Origin of the sequence: Comamonas piscis (assembly GCF_014109725.1) — a bacterium.
Taxonomy (GTDB): Bacteria; Pseudomonadota; Gammaproteobacteria; order Burkholderiales; family Burkholderiaceae_C; genus Comamonas; species Comamonas piscis.
In genome coordinates this window covers 4,001,159-4,014,362 of sequence record NZ_CP058554.1, presented here as the reverse complement: position 1 = coordinate 4,014,362, position 13,204 = coordinate 4,001,159, and the positions used below count along the sequence as shown (strand labels likewise).

The window sequence follows — 13,204 nt, the reverse complement described above, 5'->3', positions numbered from 1 at the left end:
GAGAGACTTGAGATGATTGATAACATCAGCTGGCTGGCTATCTATCCTGAAATCGTGCTGTTGGTGATGGCCTGCGTCATCACCCTCGTGGACCTGGGCGTCAAGAGCCCGGGCCGCACGCTCACCTACGTGCTATCGCTGCTGACCCTCGGGGTCGTGGCGGTGATCACCGGTATCTACGCTGCCAACGGCAACACCTTCTACGCCTTTGGCAACATGGTCGTCTCCGACGCCATGGGCAACTGGCTCAAGTGCGCTGCGGCCATCGCGATGGCGGTGACCCTGGTCTACGGTCGTGGTTACTCGCGTGACCGTGGCATGCTCAACGGCGGCGAATACTTCATCCTGTCCTTGCTGGCTTTGCTGGGCATGAACGTGATGATCTCGGGCAACAACTTCCTGATCATCTACCTGGGCCTGGAACTGCTGACCCTGTCGAGCTACGCGCTGGTTTGCCTGCGCCGTGACAACAACGCTGCGGTGGAAGCCGGCATGAAGTACTTCGTGCTGGGTGCTCTGGCTTCGGGTTTCCTGCTGTACGGCCTGTCGATGATCTACGGCGCCACCGGTTCGCTCGATATTGGTGAAGTGTTCAAGGCGGTGAACTCCGGCCTGATCCGCCACCAGGTGCTGGTGTTCGGTCTGGTGTTTGTGGTCGCTGGCCTGGCGTTCAAGCTGGGTGTGGTGCCTTTCCACATGTGGGTGCCTGACGTTTACCAAGGCGCACCAACGGCTATCACCATGATCGTGGGCGGCGCGCCCAAGCTGGCAGCTTTTGCCATCGTGATCCGCCTGCTGGTCGATGGACTGCTGCCGCTGGCCTTTGACTGGCAACAGATGCTGGGCGTGCTCGCCATCCTGTCGCTGCTGATTGGTAACTTGGCCGCTATCGCCCAGACCAATATCAAGCGCATGCTGGCCTACTCGACCATCTCGCAAATGGGCTTTGTGCTGCTGGGCCTGATGTCCGGCGTGGTCAACGGCAATGTCGAGGCCGCCACCGCTGGCAATGCCTACAGCGCATCGATGTTCTACGTCGTGAGCTATGTGCTGACCACCTTGGCCACCTTCGGTGTGATCCTGCTGCTGGCCCGCGAAGGCTTTGAGAGCGAAGAGATCGCCGACTTTGCCGGCCTGAATCAGCGCAGCCCGCTGTACGCTGGCGTGATGGCCGTCTGCCTGTTCTCGATGGCTGGTATTCCTCCGCTGGTGGGCTTCTACTCGAAGCTGGCTGTGCTGCAGGCGCTGGTGGCATCGGGCAGTGGCCTCTACATTGCGCTGGCGGTGTTTGCGGTGATCATGTCCCTGATCGGCGCCTTCTACTACCTGCGCGTGGTCAAGGTCATGTACTTTGACAAGCCGATCACCGCTGCCAAGGTGCATGCACCGCTGGACGTGCGTGCCGTGCTGGTCGTCAATGGCGCGCTGGTGCTGATCCTCGGCATCATGCCCGGCGGTCTGATGAAGCTGTGCTCGGACGCCGTGCTGCGCGCGCTCGCCAGCTAAGCCCCCGCACCTTTAGCCCTGCAAAGCCCGCATGTCTATCACTGCATCCATTTGGCTGGTGATCGTGGCGGGCTTTGTTGCGGCCAATCTGCCGTTTCTGAACCACCGCATTCTGGCCGCAGGGCCGGTGTGCGGGCAGGGCAGCGATGACGGCAAGGCTTTGTGGATTCGCCTGGTCGAGCTGGTAGCGCTGTATTTTCTGATCGGCAGCTTTGCGATGCTGCTGGAAGGCCGGGGTGGCCAGCGCAGCAGCCAGGGCTGGGAGTTCTATGCCGTCACCGGCACCTTGTTCCTGACCTTCGCCTTCCCCGGTTTTGCTTACCAGTACCTGCTACGCAAGGTGCGTACCCCGGGCTGAGCCCATGAAGGTCTTCAACCTGCGCTGCCCGCTGGGGCATTTCTTTGAAGGCTGGTTCGCGTCAGAGGCCGCATTCGAGCAGCAAAAGAGCCAGGGCTGGCTCAGCTGCCCGCTGTGCAACTCGCACGACATCGTCAAAGGCCTGAGCGCCCCGCATCTGGCGCGCAAGTCCAACAGCCTGCCCCAGACTCTCCCTTCTGCAGCTGCTGCGCCGTCAGCAGCCTCAGCACCGCCCCCGAGCAGGGCCGTGCTACCTCCACCCGATGCACCGCTCAGCGATGCCCAGCGCCTGCAACAGGCCTGGCTGGAGATCTCGCGCCAGGTGGTGGCCAATACCGAAGATGTGGGCAGCAGCTTTGCCGATCTGGCCCGGCAGATGCACGAGGGCGAGGTCGATGCCCGGCCGATACGAGGCACCGCCACCGCAGACGAGCACCAGGCTTTGGTCGAGGAGGGCATCGATGTGCTGCCCTTGTTGCTGCCGGAAGCCAGCAAACACCGCCTGCAATAAACCTGCGCTGTCACCTTGGCAGCAGTTCGCCTGCCGATGCAGGCGCCCTTACCGACGATGCACAGCGCGTATGGATCATCCAGACCAAGGGCTGCGCATTGTCGCCCATGCTTGATTCAGATGACAAAAAGACGACCGCTTGTCCCTCAGGTGACTATCAAAAAGTGAGCGCATAAAGCGCGCGGGTAAACGCGTACGCAGCCTCACCTACAGGCTTTCCCCACTGTTGCATTGCAGTATTCTTTCCTAGTATTGGCAGCATCGAAGCGGCGTATATTTCCATTCAGGAATGACGCCGCACTTTTTTCCAGCGAAGCGGTGCCGTGCCCATGAGTGATGTCATTCTTCAAACCCGAGATCTCACCAAAGAATTTCGGGGATTTACAGCAGTCAGCAATGTCAACCTGTCGGTGCAACGGGGCTCGATCCATGCATTGATCGGCCCTAACGGTGCCGGCAAGACGACGTGCTTCAACCTGCTCACCAAGTTTTTGACGCCCACCAAGGGCATCATCCATTTCAACGGAACGGATATCACCAGCGAGGAGCCGGCGCAGATTGCCCGCCGGGGGGTGATCCGCTCGTTCCAGATCTCGGCGGTGTTCCCGCACCTGAGCCTGATGGAGAACGTGCGCATCGCCTTGCAGCGCAAGCTGGGCACCTCCTTCCATTTCTGGAGCAGCGAGCGCAGCCTGGACAAGCTCAACGGCCGCGCGGTGGCCTTGCTCGAAGAGGTGGGCCTGGCCCATCTGGCCGACGAGATCACCTTGAACCTGCCTTATGGCCAAAAGCGCGCGCTGGAGATTGCCACCACCTTGGCGATGGAGCCCGAGCTGATGCTGCTCGATGAGCCCACCCAGGGCATGGGCCATGAAGACGTGGAGCGCGTCACCCAGCTGATCAAGAAGGTATCGGCCGGCCGCACCATCTTGATGGTCGAGCACAACATGAAGGTCATCTCCACCATTGCCGACCGCATTACGGTGCTGCAGCGCGGTGCCATCCTGGCGGAGGGCGACTACCAAACGGTGTCGCAAAACCCGCAGGTGATGGAAGCGTATATGGGAACGACTGACGGCCAGCTGCAGGGAGCGCACTGACATGAACGAGAACAACGGAGTGCCCGCACTGGAGATCAGCGATCTGCATGCCTGGTATGGCGAATCGCATGTGCTGCATGGCGTGAACATGCGCGTGATGCCCGGCGAAGTGGTGACCCTGCTGGGCCGCAATGGTGCGGGCCGCACATCCACGATGCGGGCCGTCATGGGCCTGACGGGTTCGCGCAAGGGCTCGATCAAGATCCATGGCGTGGAAACCATCCAGATGCCCACGCACAAGATTGCGCATTTGGGCCTGGGTTACTGCCCGGAAGAGCGCGGCATTTTTGCCAGCCTCTCTTGCGAAGAAAACCTGATGCTGCCGCCGGACCTGAAAACCGGCTCGGCCGGCATGTCGGTCGAAGAGATCTACGAGATGTTCCCCAACCTGGCCGAACGCCGCCACAGCCCGGGCACGCGCCTGTCGGGGGGCGAGCAGCAGATGCTGGCCGTGGCGCGCATCTTGCGCACGGGCGCCAAGCTGCTGCTGCTCGATGAAATCTCCGAAGGCCTGGCTCCCGTCATCGTGCAGGCCCTGGCCCGCATGATCGTGAGCCTGCGTGCCAAGGGCTACACCATCGTAATGGTGGAGCAAAACTTCCGCTTTGCCGCACCGCTGGCCGACCGCCTCTATGTGATGGAACACGGCCAGATCGTCGAGCAGTTCAGCTCGGGTGAGCTGGAAGGCAAGATGCCTTTGCTCAACACCTTGCTGGGGGTCTAGTCCCCACCTTTTGCAACCCTGGCGCAGCGAAGACTGCTGCCTTGTATTGAAAACAGATATTTTTTAGGAGACAAAGATGAAAGCAAAGCTCAAAGCCCTTGCCCAGGTGGCATGTTTGGCCGCTCTGTCCGCAGGCGCTGCCCAGGCACAAGAAAAGGTGAAGATCGGCTTCATCACGGACATGTCCAGCCTCTACGCCGATGTCGAAGGCAAGAACGGCGCCGTCGCCATCCAGATGGCGATCGATGACTTTGGCGGCAAGCTGCTGGGCCAACCGATCGAGATGGTATCGGCCGACCACCAGAACAAGGCCGACATCGCTGCCTCCAAGGCACGCGAATGGATCGACACCGCTGGCGTGACCATGCTGTTTGGTGGCACCAACTCTGGCACGGCACTGGCCGCTGCCAAGGTGGCCCAAGAGAAAAAGCGCGTCTACTTCAACAGCGGTGCAGGCTCGTCTGCGCTGACCAATGAGCAATGCAGCCCCTACACCGTGCACTACGCCTACGACACCGTGGCGCTGGCCAAGGGCACCGGCGGCGCCGTGGTGGACCGGGGCGGCAAGTCCTGGTTCTTCCTGACGGCTGACTACGCATTTGGCCATTCGCTGGAAGCCGACACCACGGCGGTGATCAAGGCCAAGGGCGGCCAGGTGCTGGGCTCCGTGCGCCACCCGCTCAATGCCTCCGATTTCTCGTCCTTCCTGCTGCAGGCGCAAAGCTCCAAGGCCCAGATCCTGGGACTGGCCAATGCCGGTGGCGACACCATCAATGCCATCAAGGCCGCGCGTGAGTTCGGCATCAACAAGAGCATGAAGACCGCCGGCTTGCTGGTCTTCCTGTCCGACATCCACAGCATGGGCTTGAAGAACACCGAAGGCCTGCTGCACACCACCAGCTGGTACTGGGATCTGAACGACGAGACGCGCAAGTTTGCCGACAAGTTCTTCGCCAAGACCAAGCGCATGCCCACCGATCTGCATGCCGCTGACTACTCGGCCACGATGAACTACCTGAAGGCGGTCGAGGCGGTCAAGACCACCGATGCCGACAAGGTCATGGCCTACCTCAAGAGCACGCCGCTGAACGACTTCTACGGCAAGGGTGTCATCCGCCCCGATGGCCGCTATGCCCACGACATGTACCTGGTGGAAGCCAAGTCGCCTGCCGAATCCAAGAAGCCCTGGGATTACCTGAAGGTCCTGTCCACCTTGCCTGCAGACCAGGTCTGGACGACCAAGGCCGAATCCAAGTGCGCGCTCTGGAAGTAAGCACCGCGCACGCCTAAGCTGCGCCATCGTTGCCTGCCCAGGCCCCTGCCCACCGCTGGTGGAACGGGTGCCGATGGCAGCAGCAGCCTGACGCCAAGCGTGTTGTGTTCATTCACCGATTCGTGAGCTCTTCATGGAAATCTTTGGTATTTCACTACCGGCCTTGATGAGCCAGCTCTTGCTGGGTCTGGTCAACGGCTCGTTCTATGCCATTCTCAGTCTGGGATTGGCCGTGATTTTTGGCCTGCTCAACGTGATCAATTTCGCCCATGGCGCATTGTTCATGCTAGGCGCCATGTTCACCTGGATGGCAGGGTCCTATTTCGGGATCAACTACTGGGTGATGCTGCTGCTGTCGCCGATCCTGGTGGGCATCATCGGGGTGCTGATCGAGCGCTTCTTGCTGCGGCATATCTACAAGCTCGACCATCTCTACGGCCTGCTGCTGACCCTGGGTCTGTCGCTGCTGATCGAGGGCGTGTTCCGCTCGATCTACGGCGTCTCCGGCCTGGGCTATGACACGCCCGAGCTGCTCGAAGGCGCCACGAATGTTGGCGTGATGCTGCTGCCCAACTACCGCATGTGGGTAGTGGTGGCCTCGCTGGTCGTCTGCTTTGCGACCTGGTTCGTGATCGAGAAAACCCGCCTGGGTGCCTACCTGCGTGCCGGCACCGAGAACCCGCGTCTGGTCGAGGCTTTCGGTGTGAACGTGCCGCTGATGATCATGCTGACCTACGCCTTTGGAGTCGGCCTGGCCGCCTTTGCCGGCGTGCTGGCAGCGCCGGTCTACCAGGTCACGCCGCTGATGGGCCAGAACCTGATCATCACCGTGTTTGCCGTGGTGGTGATTGGGGGCATGGGCTCCATCATGGGTGCCATCGTCACCGGTCTGGGTCTGGGCATCATCGAAGGCTTGACCAAGGTTTTCTACCCGGAAGCCTCGGCCACGGTCGTGTTCGTGATCATGGTCATCGTGCTGCTGGTGCGCCCGGCTGGCCTGTTTGGCAAAGCGAAGTGAGGTGAGGGGATGAATTCCAAGAAATTTGCCAAACTGGGGTATGGGCTGCTGCTGCTCGGCATGATTGCTGCGCCATTCATGGGTGCCTACCCGGTGTTCGTGATGAAGCTGATGTGCTTTGCACTGTTTGCCTGTGCCTTCAACCTGCTGCTGGGCTATACCGGTCTGCTGTCCTTCGGCCATGCGGCCTTCTTTGGGGGCGCGGCCTACATCACCGGCCATGCGATCAAGGTCTGGCATTTGACGCCGGAGCTGGGCATTTTGCTAGGGGTGGCCTTTGGTGCCGCGCTGGGTGTGGTGTTTGGCTGGCTGGCCATTCGCCGCCAGGGGATTTATTTCTCGATGATCACCTTGGCGCTCGCGCAGATGCTGTTCTTTGCCTGTCTGCAAATGCCCTTTACCGGTGGTGAGGACGGCCTGCAAGCGGTGCCGCGCGGCAAGCTGTTCGGCGTGCTGAGCCTGGAGAGCGACTGGACCATGTACTACGTGGCGCTGGCCATCGTGGTGCTGGCCTTCCTGCTGATCATGCGCACGGTGCATTCGCCTTTCGGCCAGGTGCTCAAGGCCCTGAAGGAAAACGAGCCGCGTGCCATCTCGCTGGGCTATGACGTGGACCGCTTCAAGCTGCTGGCCTTTGTTATCTCGGCAGCACTGGCCGGGCTGGCAGGTTCGCTCAAGACGGTGGTGCTGGGCTTTGCCACCTTGACGGATGTGCACTGGACGGCATCTGGCCAGGTCATTCTGATGACCCTGGTCGGTGGCCTGGGCCTGCTCTCGGGCCCGATCGTCGGCTCGGCGGTGATCGTCGCGCTGGAAAACAAGATCGGCGATATCGGCACCTGGCTGTCGCGCTTGACCGGCGTCGAGTGGTTCAACACCTTGGGTGAGTCGGTGACGATCGTGACCGGCCTGATTTTTGTGATCTGTGTGCTGGCATTCCGCCGCGGCATCATGGGCGAGTTGATCGCCTTCATCGACCGCAAGAAGAAATAGCGGAGGGTCGCAGACCCGCCCAAGTCAAAGGCTCGCATTGCGCGAGCCTTTGTTTTTGGGGAGGAGCGGGGGCCTTATTTCCAGAGCTTGCAGCTGGATTCGGCCTTGGTGGTCCAGACCTCGTCAGGGCCCAGCGTCTTGAGCACCTTGAAGTAATCCCAGGCGCCTTTCGACTCGGCCGGTGTCTTGACCTGCATCAGGTACATGTCATGGGCGTAGCGGCCATCGGGGCGGACGACGCCCTTGGCATAAAAGTCGGACAGGGGTTCGGCCTTCAGCGCGGCCACCACCTTGTCCGAATCGGTGGATTTGATCCGGTCCGCCGTCTTCAGGTAGGTCATCATCGCCGAGTAATCGGCCGCCTGCAGGGAGGTGGGCATCTTCTTGAATTTCTCGAAGAAGCGGTCCGAGAACTTGCGGCTCTCGGGGTTCAAATCCCAATGCCAGCTGTCGGTGAACATCAGGCCTTCGGTCTGCTTGAGACCCAGGCTGTGGATGTCCGAGCTGAACAGCAGCATGCCGGCCAGCTTCATGGTTTTGGTAACGCCAAACTCCCGCGCAGCCTTGATGGTGTTGATGGTGTCACCGCCCGCATTGGCCATGGCCAGAATCTGGGCCTTGGAGCTTTGGGCCTGCAGCAAGAAGGACGAGAAATCCGAGGCATTGATCGGGTGCCGCACGGCCCCGATCACGCGGCCGCCTGCGGCCTTGATCACCTTGGTGGTGTCGGCCTCCAGCGCATGGCCAAAGGCATAGTCGGCGGTCAGAAAGAACCAGTCCTTGTCGCCCAGGCCCACAATGGCGCCGCCAGTGCCCTTGGCCAGCGCGACGGTGTCATAGGCATAGTGCACGGTGTAGGGGCTGCACTGGTCGTTGGTGAGGGCCGATGTGCCCGAGCCGTTCACGATGATGAGGCGCTTTTTCTCTTCGGCCACCTTGGCCATCGCCAGGCCGGTGCTGGACGTGGTGCCGCCCACCAGCATCTGCATATCACGCTGGTCAAACCACTCGCGGGCCTTGGAAGCCGCCACGTCCGCTTTGTTCTGGTGGTCGGCCACCATCAGCTCCACTGGCTTGCCCAGCAGTTTGCCGCCAAAGTCGTCAATCGCCATCTGCAAGGCCAGGGCGCCGCCTTTGCCATCCACGTCGGCATAGACGCTGGACATGTCGGTGATAAAGCCGATCCGGACCTTGTCTTGCGCCAGTGCGCCCTGGGCGAACAGGGCGAGCACGCAACCAGCGGCAGCGGCCGAGATCGCTCGTCGCCGGTGCGGCAGCGCAGAACGCAAAGAGGGCATTGCAGGAACTTTCATCGGAAGGTCTCCTTGTTCAAATAGACATGCGGACAGCGCGAGGGCCAGGTGCGGCGCACCCGTGGGCTGCTGCGCCCCGATGGTTGCAGGCTGCATCGCGCGCGCCTACTGGGGTAAGCACCAGCGCGGGTTTGCGCTGCCGGCGGCGGGGGCTGGCGCAGCACCGCCTGAACCCGCTATACTCCACGCAGCTCCGGGGTGTGCATAAGCGCTGAGATGCCAAAGGGCTGTTGATTCTTGCGAATCGGCAGCTGCTGCGGTGAACCCGACGAACTTGATCCGGTTCATGCCGGCGGAAGAAGAGCGGGACCCTGAAGCACAGCCCATGGTGGGCAGGCAGCGTTGCACAGCACGCGCCTGCAGCCGTTGGCAACGCAAACCCCAGGCGCCTCGCGCACTGGGGTTTTGTCTTTTGGGGACGGCACCTGTCAGTGCGCCACAGGTGCGGCCATCGCCCCCATGGGGCAGAGGTCACAGCGCACAGCACGGCAGGGCCGGTGCGCGCACAAGGGGGATGGTGCGGCCATGCAGCAATGCTTGGCCTGAGCCAGCAGAGCAGGGCCGGCAGGTCTCGGAGCGTTCGATGAAATCAACCGCTTTGAGGAGACAGCCATGAACGCACCCGAGTCCCTGTTTATCCCCGCCGCAGGCGATGCACCCGATGCTGCCCGCTTTAGCCAACTGCTGGCCGAGTCGCGCCAGCCCTTTCCGGCATCCACCAAGTCCTATCTGAGCGGCGTGCTCCACCCGCAGCTGCAGGTGCCGGTGCGCGATATTGCGCTGACCAACGGCGAGCTGGTCAGCGTCTATGACACCTCCGGCCCCTACACCGACCCGGCCGTGGCCATCGATGTGCGCCAGGGCTTGCCAGCCTTGCGCGCCGAATGGATCGCCGCACGGGGCGACAGCCAATACTATGTGGGGCGCCAGCGTGTGGCCTTGGATGATGGCGGCAAGCGCGGCGATGAGGACCGGCGTGTGGCCCAGCTGCGTGCCGAGGCTGCTGCGCTGCAGCGCCAACCGCGTCGCGCCAAGAGCGGTGCCAATGTGACCCAGATGCACTATGCGCGCAAAGGCATCATCACCCCCGAGATGGAGTATGTGGCCCTGCGCGAGAACGGCCGCCGCGAATGGATGGCCGAGTACCAGCGCGATGCCGCGCGCGAGGCGCGCCTGGCCGGCAACAGCCTGGGCGCGGCGATCCCCAAGATCATCACGCCCGAGTTTGTGCGCGACGAGGTAGCGCGGGGCCGGGCCATCATCCCCGCCAATATCAACCACCCCGAGATCGAGCCGATGGCCATTGGCCGCAACTTCAAGGTCAAGATCAATGCCAACATCGGCAACTCGGCCGTGACCTCGAGCATTGAGGAAGAGGTCGAGAAGCTGGTCTGGGCCATCCGCTGGGGGGCCGACAATGTGATGGACCTCTCTACCGGCAAAAACATCCACACCACGCGCGACTGGATTGTGCGCAACTCGCCAGTGCCGATTGGCACCGTGCCGATCTACCAGGCGCTGGAGAAGGTGGGCGGCATTGCCGAGGATCTAACCTGGGAGATATTCCGCGACACCTTGGTGGAGCAGGCCGAGCAGGGCGTGGACTATTTCACCATCCACGCCGGTGTGCGCCTGGCTTATATCCACCTGACGGCGCAGCGCCGCACCGGCATCGTCTCGCGCGGCGGCTCCATCATGGCCAAGTGGTGCATGGCCCACCACCGCGAGAGCTTCCTCTACGAGCATTTCGAAGATATCTGCGACATCATGAAGCAGTACGACGTAAGCTTCTCGCTCGGCGATGGCCTGCGGCCGGGCTGCGCGTCGGACGCCAATGACGAAGCTCAGTTTGCCGAGCTGGCCACCCTGGGCGAGCTGACCCAGCTGGCCTGGAAGCACGATGTGCAGACCATGATCGAAGGCCCGGGCCATGTGCCCATGCACATGATCCAGGCGAATATGACCGAGCAGCTCAAGCACTGCCATGAGGCGCCGTTCTACACCCTGGGCCCGCTGACCATCGACATTGCGCCGGGCTACGACCATATCGCCAGCGCCATTGGCGCGGCGATGATTGGCTGGTTTGGCACCGCCATGCTCTGCTATGTGACCCCCAAGGAGCACCTGGGCCTGCCCGACCGCGATGACGTCAAGCAGGGCATCATCGCCTACAAGATTGCTGCGCATGCGGCCGATGTGGCCAAGGGCCACCCTGGTGCCCGCGCGCGTGACGATGCACTGAGCCAGGCGCGCTTCGACTTCCGCTGGGAAGACCAGTTCAACCTGGGGCTGGACCCGGACACGGCCCGCGCCTTCCACGACGAAACCCTGCCCAAGGACAGCGCCAAGGTGGCGCATTTCTGCTCCATGTGCGGGCCCAAGTTCTGCTCGATGAAGATCACCCAGGAAGTGCGCGAGTTTGCCAAGAACCAGGGCGTGGCCGCCGAGCAGGGTATTGCGGTGGGTATGCAGGCCAAGGCGGCGGAGTTCAACCGGGCCGGCGGCGATTTCTACATCCCCATCGCCAGCGACACCACGGCACGCTAAGGGCATAAGGGGCTAGGGCGCAGCCATGCGGCTAGCAACCGGTGGCGGCCTTGGCACCTCGGTGTCAGCTGCATTTGCTGCGCTGCACTAAACTGCGGGCTGCCATGTGCCCGCCCCTTTCAACGCCAGAAAGCCCTTTGCCATGAACGTCACGCAAGCCATGAAAGAGCGCCGCTCGGTGCGCTCCTTTTTGCCCAAAGCCCCGCCTGCCCTGGAGGTGCACAGCCTGATTGCCGATGCGGCGCAGGCGGCGTCCGGCGGCAATTTGCAGCCCTGGCGCGTGGTGGCGCTGGCAGGCGATGCCTTGCAAGAGTTGACCGATGCCATTGCCAGCGCGCAGCCGTTGCCCGAAGGCGGCAACAACTACACCTACCCGCCCAACCTGTGGGAGCCGTATCGCACGCGCCGCTTCAAAAACGGCGAGGACCTGTACAAGACCATCGAGATCCCCCGGGAGGACAAGGCTGCCCGGCTGGAGCAGCTGGCCAAGAACGGCCGCTTTTTTGATGCCCCGGTGGGGTTGCTGGTGTTTGCCGATGAACGCATGGGCTATGCGCAGTGGGTGGATCTGGGCATTTATCTGCAGTCGCTCATGCTGCTGGCCACCGAGCGCGGCCTGGCCACCTGTGCCCAGGGCTACTGGCGCCGCTATGGCGACACCGTGGAGCGGGTGCTGAAGGCGCCCGAGCCTTACAAGGTGGCCTATGGCATTGCACTGGGGTATGAAGACCTGGCCGCCCCCATCAACACCTTGCGGGCAGAGCGGGCGCCGTTTGGGGACTGGGCACAGATGCGCGGGTTCGACGGAATCTAGAGTCGCTAACACAACCCTTGATACGTCGTCACCTGGCCGGCCGCACCAAGCCTTGTCGTACGTTTGTACTGCCTGCGGCTTGGCGCCTAGTCGGGGGCGCCTAGTCGGGGGCGCCTAGTCGGGGGCGCCTAGTCGGGGACGCCTAGTCGGGGGCGCCTAGTCGGGGGCGCCTAGTCGGGGGCGCCTAGTCGGGGGCGCCTAGTCGGGGACGCCTAGTCTCAACCGCAAACCTTCGGTTTGCTGGGCCGTGTTAGCGACTCTTGGGCCGAGACATCAGACCGCGATATAGCGGTCCTTGCGGTGGTTCATCGCCACGATCAGGTTCAGGATCACCGCACCGGCAATCGACCAGGCGACCGACACGGCCGGCACCAGCCACAGCGCGAAGGCGACGATGATGCAGTCCAGGCCCATCTGCACCTTGCCGGCGGACCAGCCATGGCGCTCCTGCAGGTAGAGCACCAAAATGCCAAAGCCGCCCAGGCTGACCCGGTGGCGGAACAGAATCAAAAAGCCCGTGCCCAGCAGCACGCCGCCCAGGATGCCGGCCAGCGGCTGGGACACATACGAGATGGCCAGCAGGCCGGGCAGCAGCTCGGTGAGCCAGGAGGTGGCCACCACGCTGATAAAGGTCTTGACCACAAAGGCGGTGCCCATGCGCTTTGCCGCCAGCCAGTAAAACGGCAGGTTCAGGCAGAAAAACAGCAGACCCAGATCGGTGCCCGTGGCGTAGTGCCCCAGCAGCGCAATCCCTGCAATGCCGCCGCTCAGCAGCCCCGCGCTTTTGTACAGCACCAAGGCGGTAGAGATCAGCAAAATGCCGACCGCCATTGCAATGCCATCTTCCAGCCAAGAATGGCCGGAGGAGCCGGACTTGAGCGCCCAGCGGAATTTGTTGGCGGTAAGTTGGGTCACGCGCGCAAAGCTAGCGCTGGCGGAGAGGCGGTATCGGGTCATGGGAGGAGGGCAAGCAAGAGTCCTGCCAGCTTGGGCGCAGTGCATGCACCCCGTTGGCTCAGACCCGCGCAACGGGGCAAGATAGCCCTG

The 13,204-nt window shown here is 62.4% G+C and carries 12 protein-coding genes and 1 riboswitch; of the genes, 10 read left to right on the top strand and 2 right to left on the bottom strand.

From position 1 onward, the window contains the following. Positions 1-12 precede the first annotated feature (12 nt). The 8 genes from nuoN (at position 13) to HS961_RS18000 (ending at position 7,483) form a co-directional block, all read left to right on the top strand. Positions 13-1,506, top strand: coding sequence for an NADH-quinone oxidoreductase subunit NuoN (gene nuoN, locus HS961_RS18035; RefSeq protein WP_182324360.1), 1,494 nt, complete (start codon positions 13-15; stop codon positions 1,504-1,506). A gap of 31 nt (positions 1,507-1,537) precedes the next feature. Next, a complete protein-coding gene (locus tag HS961_RS18030) occupies positions 1,538-1,864 on the top strand; it encodes a DUF2818 family protein (RefSeq protein ID WP_182324358.1) in 327 nt (108 codons plus the stop codon). A 4-nt stretch (positions 1,865-1,868) separates the two neighbouring features. Next, positions 1,869-2,375: a DUF1178 family protein gene (locus HS961_RS18025; RefSeq protein ID WP_182324356.1), complete on the top strand. Its 507-nt coding sequence runs from the start codon at positions 1,869-1,871 to the stop codon at positions 2,373-2,375. A 329-nt stretch (positions 2,376-2,704) separates the two neighbouring features. Next, on the top strand, positions 2,705-3,475 hold the full coding sequence (locus tag HS961_RS18020) for an ABC transporter ATP-binding protein (RefSeq protein ID WP_182324354.1): 771 nt from the start codon (positions 2,705-2,707) through the stop codon (positions 3,473-3,475). A 1-nt stretch (position 3,476) separates the two neighbouring features. Beyond that, positions 3,477-4,199, top strand: a complete 723-nt coding sequence (locus HS961_RS18015; protein ID WP_182324352.1) for an ABC transporter ATP-binding protein — start codon at positions 3,477-3,479, stop codon at positions 4,197-4,199. 76 nt (positions 4,200-4,275) lie between these two features. Continuing rightward, positions 4,276-5,472, top strand: coding sequence for an ABC transporter substrate-binding protein (locus HS961_RS18010; RefSeq protein WP_182324350.1), 1,197 nt, complete (start codon positions 4,276-4,278; stop codon positions 5,470-5,472). Positions 5,473-5,605: 133 nt separating this feature from the next. After that, a complete protein-coding gene (locus HS961_RS18005) occupies positions 5,606-6,490 on the top strand; it encodes a branched-chain amino acid ABC transporter permease (protein WP_182324348.1) in 885 nt (294 codons plus the stop codon). 9 nt (positions 6,491-6,499) lie between these two features. Then, positions 6,500-7,483 carry a branched-chain amino acid ABC transporter permease gene (locus tag HS961_RS18000; RefSeq protein WP_182324347.1) on the top strand — a complete coding sequence of 328 codons (984 nt, stop codon included), beginning with the start codon at positions 6,500-6,502 and terminating at the stop codon, positions 7,481-7,483. A gap of 74 nt (positions 7,484-7,557) precedes the next feature. Here the strand turns inward: HS961_RS18000 and HS961_RS17995 are convergent, their stop codons facing one another. Further along, the gene (locus HS961_RS17995) at positions 7,558-8,781 is read right to left on the bottom strand and encodes an ABC transporter substrate-binding protein (protein ID WP_182328323.1); all 1,224 of its coding nucleotides are present in this window, start codon (positions 8,779-8,781) and stop codon (positions 7,558-7,560) included. Positions 8,782-8,980: 199 nt separating this feature from the next. Further along, positions 8,981-9,114, top strand: a riboswitch (TPP riboswitch). Between the two features lie 294 nt (positions 9,115-9,408). Between HS961_RS17995 and thiC the strand changes: the two genes are divergently transcribed. Together thiC and HS961_RS17985 are read left to right on the top strand one after the other, a co-directional pair. Further along, positions 9,409-11,343 (top strand): phosphomethylpyrimidine synthase ThiC, encoded by a 1,935-nt coding sequence (thiC, locus tag HS961_RS17990; RefSeq protein WP_182324345.1) that lies wholly within the window; start codon positions 9,409-9,411, stop codon positions 11,341-11,343. Positions 11,344-11,485: 142 nt separating this feature from the next. After that, complete coding sequence (locus HS961_RS17985; RefSeq protein ID WP_182324343.1) at positions 11,486-12,157, top strand: nitroreductase; 672 nt, start codon at positions 11,486-11,488, stop codon at positions 12,155-12,157. A 273-nt stretch (positions 12,158-12,430) separates the two neighbouring features. On the opposite strand, the gene HS961_RS17980 is transcribed toward HS961_RS17985, so the two are convergent. Next, positions 12,431-13,114, bottom strand: coding sequence for a YitT family protein (locus tag HS961_RS17980; RefSeq protein WP_182324341.1), 684 nt, complete (start codon positions 13,112-13,114; stop codon positions 12,431-12,433). Positions 13,115-13,204: the final 90 nt, after the last annotated feature.